This window comes from Variovorax sp. V93, assembly GCF_041154485.1.
Classification (GTDB): domain Bacteria; phylum Pseudomonadota; class Gammaproteobacteria; order Burkholderiales; family Burkholderiaceae_C; genus Variovorax; species Variovorax beijingensis_A.
This window is the reverse complement of the sequence record NZ_AP028669.1, coordinates 1,497,333-1,513,598: the sequence shown is the minus strand read 5'-3', so window position 1 is coordinate 1,513,598 and position 16,266 is coordinate 1,497,333. Positions and strand designations below refer to the sequence as shown.

At 69.4% G+C, this 16,266-nt stretch carries 18 protein-coding genes; 8 read left to right on the top strand and 10 right to left on the bottom strand.

Annotated features, from left to right (window positions below; translation table 11 throughout):
• Nucleotides 1-19: 19 nt before the first annotated feature.
• The 4 genes from ACAM54_RS07115 to ACAM54_RS07100 form a co-directional block, all read right to left on the bottom strand.
• Nucleotides 20-541 carry an O-acetyl-ADP-ribose deacetylase gene (locus ACAM54_RS07115; RefSeq protein ID WP_369650282.1) on the bottom strand — a complete coding sequence of 174 codons (522 nt, stop codon included), beginning with the start codon at nt 539-541 and terminating at the stop codon, nt 20-22.
• 90 nt (nt 542-631) lie between these two features.
• Nucleotides 632-880 (bottom strand): DUF3297 family protein, encoded by a 249-nt coding sequence (locus ACAM54_RS07110; RefSeq protein ID WP_062362845.1) that lies wholly within the window; start codon nt 878-880, stop codon nt 632-634.
• Nucleotides 881-923: 43 nt separating this feature from the next.
• Nucleotides 924-1,373, bottom strand: coding sequence for a ribonuclease HI family protein (locus tag ACAM54_RS07105; RefSeq protein WP_369650281.1), 450 nt, complete (start codon nt 1,371-1,373; stop codon nt 924-926).
• Between the two features lie 13 nt (nt 1,374-1,386).
• Complete coding sequence (locus ACAM54_RS07100) at nt 1,387-1,863, bottom strand: hypothetical protein (RefSeq protein ID WP_369650280.1); 477 nt, start codon at nt 1,861-1,863, stop codon at nt 1,387-1,389.
• A gap of 199 nt (nt 1,864-2,062) precedes the next feature.
• On the opposite strand from ACAM54_RS07100, the gene mnmH reads away from it, so the two are divergent.
• Genes mnmH through ACAM54_RS07075 form a run of 5 tightly spaced genes read left to right on the top strand, consistent with a single transcriptional unit; the run spans nt 2,063 to nt 5,044 of the window.
• Entirely contained in the window at nt 2,063-3,136 is a 1,074-nt protein-coding gene (mnmH, locus tag ACAM54_RS07095) for a tRNA 2-selenouridine(34) synthase MnmH (protein WP_369650279.1), read from the top strand.
• 33 nt (nt 3,137-3,169) lie between these two features.
• Nucleotides 3,170-3,595: a GNAT family N-acetyltransferase gene (locus ACAM54_RS07090; protein ID WP_209499792.1), complete on the top strand. Its 426-nt coding sequence runs from the start codon at nt 3,170-3,172 to the stop codon at nt 3,593-3,595.
• A complete protein-coding gene (locus ACAM54_RS07085) occupies nt 3,592-4,086 on the top strand; it encodes a GNAT family N-acetyltransferase (protein WP_145741367.1) in 495 nt (164 codons plus the stop codon). Before ACAM54_RS07090 ends, ACAM54_RS07085 begins: the two co-directional genes overlap by 4 nt.
• A 33-nt stretch (nt 4,087-4,119) precedes the next feature.
• The gene (locus tag ACAM54_RS07080; protein ID WP_018903218.1) at nt 4,120-4,389 is read left to right on the top strand and encodes a DUF2277 domain-containing protein; all 270 of its coding nucleotides are present in this window, start codon (nt 4,120-4,122) and stop codon (nt 4,387-4,389) included.
• Between the two features lie 28 nt (nt 4,390-4,417).
• Nucleotides 4,418-5,044, top strand: a complete 627-nt coding sequence (locus ACAM54_RS07075) for a LysE family translocator (protein ID WP_209499796.1) — start codon at nt 4,418-4,420, stop codon at nt 5,042-5,044.
• 18 nt (nt 5,045-5,062) lie between these two features.
• On the opposite strand, the gene ACAM54_RS07070 is transcribed toward ACAM54_RS07075, so the two are convergent.
• The gene (locus tag ACAM54_RS07070; RefSeq protein ID WP_186454143.1) at nt 5,063-5,269 is read right to left on the bottom strand and encodes a hypothetical protein; all 207 of its coding nucleotides are present in this window, start codon (nt 5,267-5,269) and stop codon (nt 5,063-5,065) included.
• Nucleotides 5,270-5,535: 266 nt separating this feature from the next.
• Here ACAM54_RS07070 and pbpC point away from each other — a divergent pair, with 266 nt between their 5' ends.
• The 3 genes from pbpC (at nt 5,536) to ACAM54_RS07055 (ending at nt 9,935) form a co-directional block, all read left to right on the top strand.
• Nucleotides 5,536-7,791: a penicillin-binding protein 1C gene (gene pbpC, locus ACAM54_RS07065; protein ID WP_369650278.1), complete on the top strand. Its 2,256-nt coding sequence runs from the start codon at nt 5,536-5,538 to the stop codon at nt 7,789-7,791.
• A 112-nt stretch (nt 7,792-7,903) separates the two neighbouring features.
• Entirely contained in the window at nt 7,904-8,593 is a 690-nt protein-coding gene (locus ACAM54_RS07060) for a FadR/GntR family transcriptional regulator (protein ID WP_369650277.1), read from the top strand.
• A 61-nt stretch (nt 8,594-8,654) separates the two neighbouring features.
• The gene (locus ACAM54_RS07055) at nt 8,655-9,935 is read left to right on the top strand and encodes a CynX/NimT family MFS transporter (RefSeq protein ID WP_369650276.1); all 1,281 of its coding nucleotides are present in this window, start codon (nt 8,655-8,657) and stop codon (nt 9,933-9,935) included.
• A 24-nt stretch (nt 9,936-9,959) separates the two neighbouring features.
• Here ACAM54_RS07055 and ACAM54_RS07050 read toward each other — a convergent pair whose 3' ends face one another.
• From ACAM54_RS07050 to ACAM54_RS07030, 5 genes are read right to left on the bottom strand one after another with little or no spacing between them, the layout of a single operon-like run.
• Complete coding sequence (locus ACAM54_RS07050; protein ID WP_369650275.1) at nt 9,960-11,144, bottom strand: M20 aminoacylase family protein; 1,185 nt, start codon at nt 11,142-11,144, stop codon at nt 9,960-9,962.
• Between the two features lie 46 nt (nt 11,145-11,190).
• Nucleotides 11,191-12,693: a M81 family metallopeptidase gene (locus tag ACAM54_RS07045; protein ID WP_369650274.1), complete on the bottom strand. Its 1,503-nt coding sequence runs from the start codon at nt 12,691-12,693 to the stop codon at nt 11,191-11,193.
• A 37-nt stretch (nt 12,694-12,730) separates the two neighbouring features.
• Nucleotides 12,731-14,347, bottom strand: coding sequence for a dipeptide ABC transporter ATP-binding protein (locus tag ACAM54_RS07040; RefSeq protein ID WP_369650273.1), 1,617 nt, complete (start codon nt 14,345-14,347; stop codon nt 12,731-12,733).
• 2 nt (nt 14,348-14,349) lie between these two features.
• A complete protein-coding gene (locus tag ACAM54_RS07035) occupies nt 14,350-15,297 on the bottom strand; it encodes an ABC transporter permease (protein ID WP_309933005.1) in 948 nt (315 codons plus the stop codon).
• A 21-nt stretch (nt 15,298-15,318) separates the two neighbouring features.
• Nucleotides 15,319-16,260, bottom strand: coding sequence for an ABC transporter permease (locus tag ACAM54_RS07030; RefSeq protein ID WP_192326675.1), 942 nt, complete (start codon nt 16,258-16,260; stop codon nt 15,319-15,321).
• Between the last annotated feature and the right edge of the window lie 6 nt (nt 16,261-16,266).

Sequence of the window (16,266 nt, the reverse complement as noted above, 5' to 3'; positions counted from 1 at the left end):
GGCGCGGCGGGGTCGGTCCCTATTCCGCCCCCGCTGCCGCAAGCGCTGCTTCGTACACCGCAAGGTCCGCGTCCGAGAAGCAGCAGAACGTCGCTTCCTGCACGCTGGCGCTCGCAGCCAGCGCCGATCGGACCGTGGCCACCGCGATGGGTGCCGCGCGTTCGATCGGGTAGCCGTAGATGCCCGTGCTGATCGAGGGAAACGCGATGCTGCAAACGCCGTGCTGCCCGGCGATTTCCATCGACTTCCGGTAGCACGAGGCCAGCAGTTCCGGCTCGCCGCTCGCACCGCCGCGCCAGACCGGCCCGACGGTGTGAATGACGAAGCGGGCCGGCAGCCGGTAGCCCTTGGTCAACTTGGCATCGCCCGTCTTGCAGCCCGAGAGCAGCCGGCACTCGTGCAGGAGCTCGGGTCCGGCCGCGCGGTGGATGGCGCCATCGACGCCGCCTCCGCCAAGCAGCGATGAATTGGCCGCGTTGACGATGGCATCGACCTGCAGCCTGGTGATGTCGCCGCGCACAGCGCGAAGAGCTTTCTGCATGGCTTGATCTGCGTCGAATGGAATGGTTGGCAGGTTACTCCCGGCGCCAGGCCCGTGTCGAATGCCCGGCCGCTCGCGCGGTGGGTTCTGTTACCGGTAGAACGCCTCGACCCGGCCCTTCAGCTTGAGCAGCAGCGGCTTGCCCTTGCGGTCCACGGTCTTGCCCGCGGGCACCTTGATCCAGCCTTCGCTGATGCAGTATTCCTCCACGTCGAGGCGTTCCTTGTCGTTGAAGCGGATGCCGATGTCGTGCTCGAAGACAGCCGCCACGTGATGGGGGCTGCGCGGGTCGGTGGACAGGTGGTCGGGAAGAGGGGGGAGAGAATTGGCTTCGGTCATGACGCGGATGATATGGCCTCTGTCCCGGGCCCCCTGGCCGCAGCTAGCGCCGCTTCTTCTTCCTCGCCGTCCGGGCCGCCGGCTTGGGCGCAAAGCCCAGCGAGGCGCGCGCGAGCGCGTCGGCCTCGTGATTGCGATGCCGCGGCACCCAGCGCAGGCTCGCCTCCTCGAACGAGCCGAGCAGTGCGCGGGCGTCGTCGAACAAGCCGGCCATGCGCGCGATCGGCCGGGCGCCGGGCGTGCCGAGCTGCTCGACGAGGATGCTGTTGTCGGTATAGGCCCGCACCGCGGTCGCGCCCCTGGCCTTGAGGTCCTCGAGCGCGAGGGTCAGCGCCCTGAGTTCGGCTTCGTTGTTGCAGCCCGTCGCATGGCTGGCCAGCGACAGGGTGTGGCGGGTGCCGTCGGGCTCGGTGATGACCGCGCCGGCGCCCATGCGGCCGGGGTTCGGCATCGCGCTGCCGTCGCAGTACACGGTCCAGTGGGGAAGTTGCATCGGCTCCGTCGATTCAGCAGTTGTTGCGCTTGATGCCCGCGAGGTTCTGGCACGGCCGCTGGCCCGGAGGCGGTCCCGGATCCTGCGGGCGTGGAGGCCGTGGCGGGCGGACAATCGGACGGCCGGCATCGTAGTACGGGTCCGGCCCCCAGCTATAGACCGGCGGCGATTCTGGCGCGGGGCGCTGCGGCTCGTCGACGTTGCGCGGAATGATGGCCGGGCCCTGCGGCGCATTGCTGGCTGCGGGCGGCGGCGGCGGTGGCGTGTACGCCGGCCGGCGCGCTTCTTCGGGAGAAGCGGGCGGGGTCACCGTCAGCGGTTCGGTGAGGGGCACCTGGCGCGAGAGCCGGCTGCCGGCGGGGCAAGGGCCGTCGGTGTAGACGATGCCTCCGCTCGCATCGGTGCAGCGCACCACCTCGGCCGCCTGCGCGCCCATGGCTGCGGCCGCCGCGCCCAAAAAGACCGGAATGAACAGAACCGATGTGCGCATCATGCGACCTCCGCCGTTGGCAGCCGAAGACGACAGTGTCTCCCCTGCCCTGCATTCTGGCCGGGTTTCTACAATCGAAGGTTGTCCGCTCCTTCCTCCAACCGCACCCAGGCCATGACCGTATCGATTGCAATGTTCGCCCTGGCCGCCGGTGCCGGCCCGGCAAGCGGCCGGCTGCGGCGCCACCAGGGGCAAACCCATGCGTGAGCACGACAACCCGCGCCACCAGCCCACGCGCGTGGCCGACCTGCACCGCTTCGACACCCTCATCGACGCGCGCTCGCCCTCCGAGTTCGCGCTCGACCACATTCCCGGCGCCATCAACTGCCCGGTGCTCGACGACGAGGAGCGCCGCATCGTCGGCACCATCTACAAGCAGACCGGCGCCTTCGAGGCGCGGCGCGTGGGCGGTGCCATGGTGGCCGCCAACCTCGCGCGGCACCTGCGCGAACGCTTTGCCGAACAGCCCGCCAACTGGCGCCCGCTCGTGTATTGCTGGCGCGGGGGCTTGCGCAGCGGCTCGATGGTGACCTGGCTGCGCCTGGTCGGCTGGGACGCGCAGCAGCTCGCCGGCGGCTACAAGAGCTATCGCCAGCACGTGCTGGCGCAGATCGAGGCCACGGTGCCCAAGCTCCGGCTCAAGGTGATCTGCGGCGCCACCGGCAGCGCCAAGACGCGCGTCCTGCAGGCGCTGGCCGCGCGCGGCGAACAGGTGCTCGACCTGGAGCATTGCGCGAGCCACAAGGGCTCGCTGCTGGGCGCCCTGCCCGGCGTGCCGCAGCCCTCGCAAAAACAGTTCGAGACCCGCATCGCCACCTGCTTCGACGCGCTCGACGTCTCGCGCACGCTCTACGTCGAAGGCGAGAGCGCGCGCATCGGCCGGCTTTCGGTGCCGATCCCGCTGGTCGCGCACATGCGCGCCGCCGACTGCATCGAGGTCCAGGCCGACGCGGCCGCACGGCTCGACTACCTGCTGCGCGACTACGCCTACCTGGGCGACGACCGCGCCGCGCTGGCGGCCCAGCTCGACAGGCTCAAGGAAATGCAGGGCAAGGCGGTGGTGCAGCGCTGGCAGGAATGGGCGCTCGCGGGCGAGCTGCCGCAGCTCTTTGCCGAACTGATGGCGCTTCACTACGATCCGCACTACGAACGCTCGCAGGCGCGCCATTTCGAGAAGTGGCTGCTGCGCCAGCAGGTGGCGGCGCCCGACCTGACGGACGCGGGCATCGACGCGGTGGCGGATGCCATCCTCCGGTTGAACGCCGCGGGGTAGCGGGCGCATCCACGGCAACGGCAAGGCAGGCTCATGACACTCGAATGGCGCGATTCGCTCGAAGGCCTCGACTGGGACGAACTCTCTCGGCTCTACCAGGCCGCACCGCTGGGCAACAAGCAGCCCGACGGCCTGAAGCTCGTGTTCGGCAACAGCATGTTCAAGTGCCTGGTGTTCGACGCGGGCCGCCTCGTCGGCGCGGGCCGCGCCATGGCCGACGGGCTCGACTGCTCCTACATCTGCGACGTGGCGGTGCACCCGAGCCATCAGGGCATCGGACTTGGCAGGCAGATCGTCTCGCGGCTGGTGGAACTCTCGCGCGGGCACCGCAAGATCATTCTCTATGCGGTGGCCGGCAAGGAGCCCTTCTACGGGAAGCTCGGCTTCAGGCGCATGAAGACCGCGATGGCGATCTTCGAGAACCAGGCGCAGGCGGTCGAACGCGGCCTGGTCGAATGAACCATTGCGTCGTTTCCACCGAAGAGCGCCACTTCGAAAGCCTGCACAAGGCGCTCGACGCGGTGGCGCGCGAACAGAAGTACCTGGCGCTGACGCAGGCGCCGCCATGGGAACAATCGCTGGCCTTCTACCGCAACGTGCTGGCAGCGGGCTTTCCCCATTTCGTGGCGGTCGATGGCAGCGGCAAGGTCGTGGGCTGGTGCGACGTATCGCCGGTCTTCGGCCACTCGAGGGCCCACATCGGCGTGCTCGGCATCGCGCTGCTGCCAGAGGCACGCGGGCGCGGACTCGGCGCGCAGCTGCTGCAGGCGGCCATCGACAAATCATGGGCGCGCGGACTGACCCGCCTCGAACTCTCCGTTCGCGCGGACAACCCGAAGGCGAAGGCGCTGTACGAGCGATTCGGCTTCGAGCACGAAGGCCTGCTGCGCCATGCGAGCCTGATCGACGGCATCTACCACGACGCCCACGCGATGGCGCTGCTTCGCTAGACTGGAGCGTCCGTTGCCCCCCGGAGCGCGCCCATGTGCAGAAGCATCAAGACCCTCTACAACTTCGAGCCTCCCGCCACCGAGCAGGAGATCCGCGCCGCCGCGCTGCAGTTCGTGCGCAAGCTCAGCGGCTTCAGCGTGCCGTCCAAGGCCAACCAGGAAGCCTTCGAACGCGCGGTCGACGAGATGTCCGCGAGTGCCGCACGGCTGATCGGCTCGCTGGTCACCACGGCCGAGCCGCGCGACCGCGCCATCGAGGCCGAGCGCGCAAAGGCCAGGTCGGCCGCGCGCTTCGGCACCTGACAGCCAACCGTTATTTTCTGGAGAACCCATGCCGATCGAACTCTGGCTTGCCTTCGTCGCCGCATCGTCCGTGCTGCTGGTCATTCCGGGGCCGACCATCCTCACGGTGATCAGCTATTCCATGTCGCACGGCCGGCGCGCGAATGTGCCGCTGGTGGCGGCGGTGGCGCTCGGCGATTCCACCGCGCTGGTGGTTTCGCTGCTCGGCCTCGGCGCGCTGCTGGCCGCATCGGCGTTCTGGTTCACGGTGGTGAAGTGGGCGGGCGGGCTGTATCTGCTCTACCTCGGCATCAAGCTGCTGCGCGCGGGCATCGGCGGCGCCGAGATCGCGGCGCCTGCCGCCCCTGATTCGCGCTGGCGGCTGTTCGCCAACACCTACCTGGTGACGGCGCTCAACCCCAAGGGCATCGTGTTCTTCGTGGCGTTCCTGCCGCAGTTCCTGAGCCCCGCGGCCGGCGTGACCCGCCAGCTCTGGGTGCTGGCGGTCACCTTCGTGGCGATGGCGGCGCTCAATGCCACGCTCTACGCCGTGTTCGCGGGATCGGCCCGCAAGCTGCTTTCCTCGCCGCGCGCGCAGCGGCGCTTCAATCTGGCGGGCGGCTCGCTGCTGAGCGCAGCGGGCGTGTGGGCGCTGCTCGCGCGCCGCCCCGCTTGAGGCGCGCGACGGCCAAGGTCAGCGGTAAGGATTGTTCGGGTTGCGGTCGTAGCGGTTCGGTATGCCGTCGCCGTCGCGATCGCGGTCGTAGCGGTTGGGCACGCCGTCGCGGTCGCGGTCTCCGTACCCATAGTGCGGACGCGGTGCCGGACGGTCATAGGGTGCAACGACGCAGCCGGCCAGCGCGGCCGATGCGGCAAGCAGAACGGCCAATGTCTTGATCATCATTCGGTTTCTCCTTGGAGTTCTAGAAAGACGGCTTGCCTCCGCAAGCCGGCATCTGCATTGAAGGCCAGCTCCGTCTCGGCTGCGTATCCGCCATGAGGCCGGGGCGTGAAGTTCGTTACCGGATGTGGAACGTGCTGCAAACTTTGGCGCTAAGTTCCTGCCGTGGCAGGCGGCGGCGCACCCGTTCGCAAGTAGGTGCACTTCCCGTGGCCGCTTCGCCGAGAATGGCGCCGCCGCGCCGCCGACTCCCGTTTTCCACCGCCATGCCCCGCCTGCCCTTCCCCGCCAGCCGCAGCTGCCTTGCCGCAGCGCTGGCGGTCATCGCCTGCGCGCTGCCGGTTGTTGCCGGCGCCGTGAGCTTCGAAGAGGTGAAGCGCGAGTTCCGCCCGTCCGACACCGCCGTGCTCGACCGCAACGGCGAGCTGCTTCAGCGCATGCGCACCGATGCCAGCGTGCGGCGCGGCCAGTGGGTGGCGCTGGCCGATGTTTCGCCCGCGCTGCGCATGGCCATGGTGCTGAGCGAAGACCGGCGCTTCTACGAGCACAGCGGCATCGACTGGCGCGCCGTGTCGTCCGCCGCCTGGGGCAACCTGTGGAACACCCGCACGCGCGGCGCATCGACCATCACGATGCAGCTGTCGGGCCTGCTCGACGACGACCTGCGCCGCGCCAACAGCGGGCGCAGCTTCACGCAGAAGATCGGCCAGACCATGGCGGCCGCGCAGTTGGAGCGCAGCTGGCGCAAGGACCAGATCCTGGAGGCCTACCTCAACACCGTGCCGTTCCGCGGCGAGATCGTGGGCATCGACGCGCTCTCGCGCACGCTGTTCGGCAAGGCGCCCAGCGGCCTGGACGCGCGCGAGGCCAGCGTGGCCGCGGCGCTGGTGCGCGCGCCCAATGCCAAGCCGGCGCTGGTGGCGCAGCGCGCCTGCGAGGTGATGCGCGCGATGGAGCCGGGGCAGAAGATCGATTGCGACGCGCTGGACATGTTCACGAGCGCGGCGGTGCAGCGGCGTGCCTTCGATGCGACCGAAGGCATTGCGCCGCATGCGGCGCGGCGTGCGCTGAAGGAGTTGCGCGAGGCCGGCGAAACGGCCGCACCGACTTCCCGCCAGACGGCAGCCGGCAGGGAGGCCGCCGTGCGGACCACGCTGCGCGCACCGCTGCAGCGCTTTGCGCTGGCCACGCTGCAGCGCCACCTGAAAGAGTTGCGCGGCCGCCACGTGGAAGACGGCGCGCTCGTGGTGCTCGACAACGCGAGCGGCGAAGTGCTTGCCTGGGTCGGCTCGTCAGGCCCGCTGAGCCAGGCGGCCGAGGTCGATGCGGTCACCGCGCTGCGCCAGCCCGGCTCCACGCTCAAGCCGCTGCTCTATGCGCAGGCGATCGCCGAGCGGCGGCTCACCGCGGCCTCGCTGATCGACGATTCGTCGGCGCAGATCAGCACCGCGAGCGGGCTCTACATTCCGCAGAACTACGACCGCCAGTTCAAGGGGCCGGTGTCGGCGCGCACCGCGCTCGCCGCCTCGCTCAACGTCCCTGCCGTGCGCACGCTGGTGATGGTGTCGCCCGAATCCTTCGCGCGCCAGCTGCGTGCGGCCGGACTGCCGCTGCGCGAAAGCGGCGACTACTACGGCTACAGCCTCGCGCTCGGCAGTGCCGAGGTGTCGCTGCTGTCGCTCACCAATGCCTATCGCATGCTGGCCAACGGCGGGCGCTACGGGCAGCCCACGCTGACTGCGCGGGCTCTGGCAGCGAAAGCCGGGGCCGGCGACGACGCCGCGCCCATCGTCGATCCGCGCGCGGCCTTCATCGTGGGCGACATCCTGTCCGACGCGAACGCACGCACGCGCACCTTCGGTCTCGACAGCATTCTTTCCACGCGCTTCTGGACCGCGGGGAAGACCGGCACCAGCAAGGACATGCGCGACAACTGGGCCGTGGGCTGGTCGCAGCGCTACACCGTCGGCGTATGGGTCGGCAACGCGAGCGGCGCATCGATGTGGGACGTGAGCGGCACCAGCGGCGCGGCGCCGGTGTGGGCCGAGGTGATGCGCTTCCTGCACGCGCGCGAGCCGAGCCGCGCGCCCAGGCCGCCGGCCGGCCTGGTCGAGGCGCCGGTGGCGTTCGGTCCGGGCGCCGACGGCAATCCGCTCGAGGCGGCGCGCAGCGAATGGTTTCTGCAGGGCACGGAGCAGCCGCTCTTCGCGCTCGACAACGCCGGCGCAGGCACCCCGGCAGGCGCGGCGGCCGCGCGCATCACCGCGCCGGCCGACGGCACCATCATCGCGCTGGACCCCGACATCCCGCCGCTGCACCAGCGCGTGCGCTTCGAGGCCGAAGGCCGCGGCGTGCAATGGCGCATCGACGGCAAGCACTTTGCGCGCGGCACCAGCGCGCAGTGGCTGCCATGGCCCGGGCGCCACGTGATCGAACTCGTCGACGCCACCGGCAAGGTCGTCGACCAGCGCAAGCTCGAAGTGCGCGGCGCGGGCGTGGTCGCGAAAAGCGCGCGCCGATGAGCGCGGCGGCCGCCACCGGCCCCTAGCCGCAATCCCCCTTCTTTCGACTGCGGCATTGCAGTCGCGCGAGAATTCATCCAATGATTGAATGAATTAGGTCTTTCTTATTCATATGCTTCTCCAAGCCCCCCGAACCTCCCTGGCCGACAGTGCCGCCAACAGCATCCGCGCCGAGATCGCGGCCGGCCGCTGGACCGTCGGATCGCGCATTCCGATCGAGCCGCAGCTCGCGCAATTGCTCGGCGTGAGCCGCGGCACGGTGCGCGAAGCCGTGAAGACGCTGGTGTCGCGCGGCCTGCTCGAAGTGCGGCAGGGCTCGGGCACCTATGTGCGCTCGGGCTTCGATCCCTCGGTCAGCCTGCAGAAGATGCGGCGCGCGAGCCTCCGGGACCAGTTCGAAGTGCGCCGCGCACTCGAGGTGGAGGCCGCACGGCTGGCCGCCGTCCGCCACACCGCCAAGGATTTGCGCAGCCTCCAATCCCTGCTCGAAAAGCGCGGCGTACCCGACGCGAAGGACGGCGGCGCGAGCTTCATCGAACGCGACCTGGCCTTTCACCTTGCCATCGTCGACATCTCGGGCAACCTGGCGCTGGCCGAGACCTGCCGCTTCATCGCCGGCTACATCAAGGAAACCATCGCGAGCACGATGGGCACCAGCCTGCCGGAACCCGACACGGCCGCGCACACCGCCATCATGGAGGCCATTGCAAGCCGCGACCCCGACCGCGCCGCCGAGGCGGTGCGCGCCTTCATGTCGCCCATGATCGACGCGCTGGTACAAGACGCAGAGCTTGTCCGATGAGCCCACGCCCGGCCGCTCCGAAGGGGGCTCGCACCGCAGTGCGAAGCACGGAGGTTGCCTTATGAGCGCGGTGGCGTTCCGGGCGGCCCGTGCCGCCGACGAACTGCTGATCGACGCCGAGGCCGACAGCACGCCCGCGCCGCGCCCCACGCCCGCGGCCGGCCTGGGCCGCCGCATCCTGCTGGGCGCGAGCGTGGTGCTGATTGCCTTCAACCTGCGGCCGGTGTTCGCCAGCCTGTCGGTCGTGCTGCCGGAGATCATCGCGGCCACCGGACTCTCGGCCACCGCCGCGAGCCTGCTGACCACGCTGCCCATCGTCTGCCTCGGCGTGTTCGCGCCGCTGGCGCCGGGCCTGGGCCGGCGCTTCGGCACCGAGCGCACGCTGCTCGCCTGCATGGTGCTCATCCTGGTGGGCACGCTGCTGCGCGGCACCGGCAGCATCCCGCTGCTGTTCATGGCCTCGGCCATCGCGGGCAGCGGCATCGCGGTGTCGAACGTGCTGCTCTCGGGCCTCGTGAAGCGCGACTTCGCCAGGCAGGCGGCGCTGATGATGGGCTTCTACACCATGGCGGTGTGCGGCGGCGCGGCCAGCGCGGCGGGCCTCACGGTGCCGCTCGAGCATGCGCTGGGCGGCGGCTGGACCTATGCGCTCGCGATGTGGGCAGTGCCGGCCCTGCTGGTCACGCTGATCTGGGCGCCGCAGGCCCTGCCGCTGAAGCCGGTGGCCAGTGAATCGGGCTTCACCGTGCGCGGGCTGTGGCGCGACCGGCTGGCCTGGCAGGTCACTTTCTTCATGGGCCTGCAATCGGCACTGGCCTACACCGTGATGGGCTGGCTCGCGCCCATCCTGCGCGAACGCGGGCTCGGCAGCGAGACGGCCGGCTATGTCGTGTCGCTGTCGGTCATGACGCAGGTGGTGACCTGCCTCGTCGTTCCCGCGGTGGCCGTGAAGCTTCGCAACCAGCGCGGGCTGGCGGTGGTGCTGGCCGTCTTCACGGTGGCCGCCATGCTGGCGATGCTGTTCGCGCCGCTCGGCGGCGTGTGGCTGTGGGCCGTGCTGCTGGGGATTGCGCAGGGCGGCACCTTCGCGCTCGCGCTCACCTTCATGGTGCTGCGTTCGCCCGATTCGCACGTGGCGGCGCACCTCTCGGGCATGGCGCAGGGCGTGGGCTATGTGGTGGCCGCCTGCGGGCCGCTGATTGCCGGCCTGCTGCACGGCTGGACCGGCAGCTTCCGCGCGTCGTCATGGCTCTTCATCGGGCTGGGCATTGCGCTGGTGGTGGCGGGCCTTGGCGCGGGGCGCACGATGCACGTGGGCGCGGTGACGGTCCCGCGGCGCTGAAAAACAAGCCCAGCTTCGCGCCTGCTACTGCAGGTAGCTCTCGGCCAGCAGCGCCCAGTAGGCCGCGCCGATCGGCAGGTTGCTGTCGTTGAAGTCGTAGCCCGGGTTGTGCACCATGCAGCCGCCGTGCTCGCCGGGCGCGCCGTTGCCGATGAACAGGTAGCAGCCGGGCTTCTTCTCGAGCATGAACGCGAAGTCTTCGCTGCCGGTCACGGCCGGGCCTTGCGGCTCGACGTGCGCGGCGCCCACCAGTTCATAGCCGATGCGCCGCGCAAACTCGGTCTCCTCGGGCGTGTTCACCAGCACGGCGTAGCCCTTGCGGTAGTCGATGTGCGCCTTCACGCCAAAGCTCTCGGCCTGCGCCGTGACGATGGCCTTCAGGCGCTTTTCGAGCAGCTCGCGCACCTCGCGGTCGAGCGAGCGCACGCTGATCTCCAGCGCCGCGGTCTCGGGGATCACGTTGTTGGCCTTGCCCGAGTGGATCGCGCCCACCGTCACGATCGACATCTCCTGCGGATCGGCGTTGCGCGAGACGATGGTCTGCAGCGCCATCACGATGCTGGACGCGGCGACGATCGGATCGGCCGTGCGGTGCGGCATGGCACCGTGGCCGCCCACGCCGGTGAGCGTCACGGTGGCGTAGTCCGACGAGGCCATGGCCGCGCCTTCGCGGAACATCAGGTCGCCCTGGCGGCGGCCCGGCGAGTTGTGCATGGCGTAGACCGCATCGCAGGGGAATTTTTCGAACAGGCCGTCTTCCATCATCTTCACGGCACCGCCCATGCCCTCTTCGGCCGGCTGGAAGATGAGGTTCAGCGTGCCCGAGAACTCGCCGTGCTGGGCCAGGTACTTGGCCGCACCCAGCAGCATCGCGGTGTGGCCGTCATGGCCGCAGGCGTGCATGATCCCGGGCCGGCCGCTGCGGTAGGCGAGCCCTGTTTTCTCCTCGATGGGCAGCGCGTCCATGTCGGCGCGGATGCCGATGGCGCGCGTTCCGCTGCCGCGTCTGAGCCGCCCGACCAGGCCGGTCACGCCCAGGCCGCGCTCCACCTCGTAGCCCCAGGCGGCCAGGCGCTCGGCCACCAGGTCGCTGGTGCCGAATTCCTCGAAGCCGAGCTCGGGGTTCTGGTGGATCTGCTGGCGCACCGTGACGAATTCGGCGGCATGCCTTCTCATGTACTCGAGGTAGTGCTGGGCGCTTTGCGGCATCGTGGTCTCGTGTTCCGGATGGATGGATGAATGATGCAAGGGCTGCTCAGGGCTGCAGCGCCATCGTGGCGGGCAAGCGGGTCCATGGCAGGTCGGCCGGGTCGGCGGCCATCGGGCCCGGTGCCTTGGCCACGAGGATGTGGCTCGCAATGGGCGCGAAGTCGGCGCGGAAGTGCACCGAGCTCTTGTTGACCAGCAGCTTCATGGCCTCGGGCTCGATGCCCAGGTAGCGGAAGAACTCGCGGTCGAGCATCTGGCTCTTGCCGCTGGCCACGGCAATGCGCACGCCGTCGATCTCCAGGCAGGCGCTCGGGCCGAGCGACACCACGCCGCCGCGCGACATCGGCCCCTTGCCATGCACCTGCCCGTCGCTGAGCGCGCGCACGGTGAAGAGCCCTTGCACGGGCGCATCGCTGAAACGGCCGCCCCACGTCGGCACCGAGGTGCCGAGCGCGATGCGGATCTGCGCGCCGACGCCGGCCTCGTGCGCCGCTGCGGCCGCAGCGGGATCGAACATCAGCCCCAGCGCGACCTGCCCCGGATAGCGCTTGCCGGCGCCTTCAGCCAGCAGCGCATGCAGCATGCCGGTGGTGTTGCTGTCGGCGCCCGCGCCGGGGTTGTCCTGCGTGTCGGCGATGACCACCGGCTTGCTCGCATCCGCTGCCAGCGCCATGGCTCGCGCCACCGCCTCGCGCGGCTCCAGCACGTCGAGCCGCCATTGCGAGCGCGGCTGGTCGATGCGCTCGTACAGCGCAGCCACGGCCGCGCCGGCATCGTCGCCATAGCCCCACACGACCGGGCCGCACTCGGCGATGTCGGCGGCCGGGAAGCCGGTGGCAAAGCTCAGCACCGCATCGTGCTTCACGTCGAGTTCCCCGAGCAGCCGGTACACGGATGCGGCCGGCTCGATCATGGTCGACTGCACGTTGAGCGGCAGCAAAAAGCCGAGCCGCCGCGCATGCAGCGGCTCGCGCGAACCGCGTGCGATGCGGCGTTCCAGCAGTTTTGCGGCGAGCCGGCCCGTGTCGGCCATGTCGACGTGCGGATAGGTGCGGTAGGTGGCGAGCGCATCGGCCTCGGCCAGCATGCGGCCCGTGATGTTGCCGTGCAGGTCCAGGCTCGCGACGATCGGCACGTCCGGCCCCACGAGAAGGCGGATGCGCGCGATCAGTTCGCCTTCCGGGTCTTCGAGGTGCTCGGTCACGGCCGCGCCGTGCAGGTCGAGATAGACCGCGTCGATGCCGCCGTCGGCCAGCGCGGCCGCCAGGTCTTCGGTGATGGCGGCAGAGATGCGCTCGAATGCGTCCTCGGTGACGTGGGCCGAGGGTGTGGCGCCGGCCCAGGCCGAGGGCACCAGCGACCAGCCCTTCTCGCGCGCGGCGTCGATGAAGCCGCCGACGGGAATGTTCCTGCCCGCGTAGGCCTCGACGATCGCGGCGCCGCGCCGGTATGGCGGGAAGCTCGAACCCGCGTTGAACGCGGCCCAGTCCGCCTTGCTCGGCGCGAAGGTATTGGTCTCGTGCTGGAAACCGGCGATGAAGACTTTCATGGCATCCTTTTTTCTTGATCGTGGGAACGAAGAGGTTTCAGCTGCGCGCAAAGGCAAAGTCGCGCCCGGGCGCCGCAGCCAGCAGTTTGCGCGTGTAGTCGTGGCGGGGCGCGAAGAACACGTCGCGCACCGAGCCGCGCTCCACGATCTCGCCCTGGCTCATGACCAGCACGCTGTCGCAGATCTGGCTGGCCACGCGCAGGTCGTGCGTGATGAAGAGAATGCCGATCTTCAGCCGCTGCTGGATTTCGTCGAGCAGGCGAAGGATCTGCGCCTGCACCGAGACGTCGAGCGCCGACACGGCCTCGTCGGCGATCAGCACCTTGGGGTCGCAGGCCAGCGCACGCGCAATCGAGATACGCTGGCGCTGCCCGCCCGAGAACTCGCTGGGATAGCGGCGCAGCGCATCGGGCGACAGGCGCACCAGCCGCATCAGTTCTTCGGCGCGCGCCCAGGCCTGGTCGTGCAGCATGCCGAAATTGACCGGGCCCTCGATGATCGAGGCGCCCACGGTCTGGCGCGGATTCAGCGAGCGGTACGGGTCCTGGAAAACCACCTGCACCGTGCGCCGGAATGGCGAGAGCGCGCGGCCCCTGACATGCGCCACCGAACGGCCATCGGCAAAGATGTCGCCCGAGCTCGGGTCGATCAGCCGCGCGATGCAGCGCGCCACCGTCGACTTGCCCGAACCCGACTCGCCAACGATGCCCACGGTTTCGCCGGGCCGCACTTCGAGCGACACATGGCGCGCCGCATCCACCGTGCGGCGCTTGCCGGGCCAGCTGCCCGTGATGTAGGTCTTGCAGATGTTCACCGCATTGAGCAGCGGATAGGTGTCGGGCACCGGCGGGCGCCGGGGCGGCGAAAGCTCGGGCACCGCGTCGAGCAGCATCCTCGTGTAGGGCTCGCGCGGCGCCGTGAGCACCGCCATCTTGCCACCCTTCTCGATCATGGCGCCCAGCTCCAGCACCACCACTTCGTCGGCAATCTCGGCCACCACGCCGAAGTCGTGCGTGATGAAGAGCACGGCCGTACCGTTCTCGGTCTGCAGCTCGAGGATGAGCCGCAGTATCTCGGCCTGCGTGGTCACGTCGAGCGCGGTGGTCGGCTCGTCGCAGATCAGCAGCACGGGCTTCAGGATGAGCGCCATCGCGATCACGATGCGCTGGCGCTGCCCGCCCGACAGCTGGTGCGGATAGGAAGCGAAGATGCGCTCGGGCTCGGGCAGCCGCACGCGCTCCATGATGGCCAGGATCTTCTGTCGCCGCTCGGCCGCGCCCATCTGCACATGCTGCGCGAGCATTTCGTCGATCTGCGCGCCGCAGGTCATCACGGGGTTGAGCGCGGTCATGGGTTCCTGGAACACCATGGCCATCGAGGGCCCGCGCAGCTGGCGCAGGCGGGAAGGCGCTGCGGCCAGCAGGTTCTCGCCCTGCAGCTCGATGGTGCCGCGCACCGGCACGAGGCCCGCAGGCAGCAGCCCCATCACCGCATTGGCGATGACCGACTTGCCCGAGCCCGACTCGCCGAGCAGGCAGACGATCTTGCCGGGCGGCACGTCGAAGGAGATCTTGTCGACCGCATGCGGCCGGTCGCCGCCGCGCGGCAATGCAATGGCCAGGTCGCGCACGGAAAGAACAGGTGCTTGCGTCATGTTCAGCCCCCGCGCTTGTTGAACTTGGGGTCGAGCGTGTCGCGCAGCCCGTCGCCGAGGATGTTCACCGCGAGCACCGTCAGCGCCAGGAAGATGCCGGGGAACAGCACGTTGTGCGGGAACTGGTTGAACTGCGCCCGGCCCTCGGCCATGATGTTGCCCCAGGTCGCCATGTCGGCCGGCAGCCCCACGCCGAGGAACGACAGGATGGCCTCGACCAGGATGGCCGAGGCGCACACGTAGGTCGCCTGGATGATCAGCGGCGCAATCGCATTCGGCAGGATGTGGCGCACAAGGATCTTCCATGTCGGCGTGTCCAGCGCAATGGCGGCTTCCACATAGGGCTCCTCGCGCACCGTGAGCACCACCGAGCGCACGAGGCGCGCCACGCGCGGAATCTCGGGCACCGCAATGGCCACCACCACCGTGAGCAGCTTGCCGCCGAACAGCGCCACCAGGCTGATCGCGAACAGGATGCCCGGGATGGCCATCACGCCGTCCATCAGCCGCATGATGGCGCTGTCGAGCCGGCGGAAATAGCCGCCCAAGAGCCCGACGAGCATGCCGAACACCACCGCCAGCGCGGCCACCGCCACGCCCACGGTCAGCGACACGCGCGCGCCGTAGAGCGTGCGGCTCCAGATGTCGCGCCCAAGGCTGTCGGTGCCCATGACGAACAGGTGCTCGAAGGTGTCGCCCGCCAGGCTGTTGAACTCGCCGCGCGTGCCCGGCATGAGGTTGCCGCTGCCGGGATCGATGGCGGTCGGGTCGATGGTGCCCAGCCATGGCGCCGCCAGCGACACGAGCACCAGCAACAGCAGCACGCCCCCGCCCGCGCGCACCGACCAGTCGGCCAGGATGCGCTTGAATAGCGAGCGCCGCCGGGGCGGCGGCAGCGGCTCGGCGACGGCTTCAACAGGAATCGGCGGCGTGGCGAGCGAATCGGTCATCGTGTTTTTTCTTCTTGCGCCTCAATAGCGGATGCGGGGGTCGAACACCAGGTAGCTCAGGTCGATCAGCAGGTTGATGAGCACGTAGACGACGGAAAAGAACAGCGTGATGCCCTGTATCAGCGGAAAGTCGCGCGACAGCACCGCATCGACCGTGAGCTGCCCGAGGCCCGGAATCGCGAACACGGTTTCGGTGACGACCACGCCGCCGATCAGCAGCGCAATGCCGATGCCGATCACCGTGACGATCGGAATCGCCGCATTGGCCAGCGCATGCCGCATCAGCACCCGTTTTTCCGAAATGCCCTTGGCGCGCGCGGTGCGGATGTAGTCTTCGGTCATGGCCTCGGCCACGGCCGCGCGCGTGACGCGTGCAATCAGCGCCACGTAGATGATCGACAGCGTGATGGACGGCAGGATCAGGTGCTTGATCCAGAGCCAGGGCCCCTGGCTCAGCCGCGCGTAGCCCTGCACCGGCAGCAGCTGCAGGTGCAGCGCGAAGATCCAGATGAGCACGTAGCCGATCACGAAGGCCGGTATCGAAAAGCCCATGACCGAGAAGCCCATGAGCATGCGGTCGAGCCAGCCGCCATGGCGCCAGGCGGCCACCACACCCAGCGGCACCGCGATCAGGATGGTGACCACCAGCGTGACCGCCGCAAGCGACACCGTCGGCTCGATGCGCTGCCCGATCAGTTCCACCACCGTCTTCTTCATGAAGTAGGACTCGCCCAGGTTGCCCCGCAGCAACTGCCCGCTCCAGCGCACGAACTGCGTGGGCAGCGAATCGTCCAGCCCCAGCTGGCTGCGCACCTTGGCGATGTTCTCGCTGGTGCCGCTGTCGCCCACGATGGCGGCGGCCGGATCGCCGGGCGCCAGCCGGAGCATGAGGAACACGATCAACGCGACGATGACGAGCACCGGCACGGTCGACAGGATGCGGCGCACAAGAAAGATCTGCATGGGTAT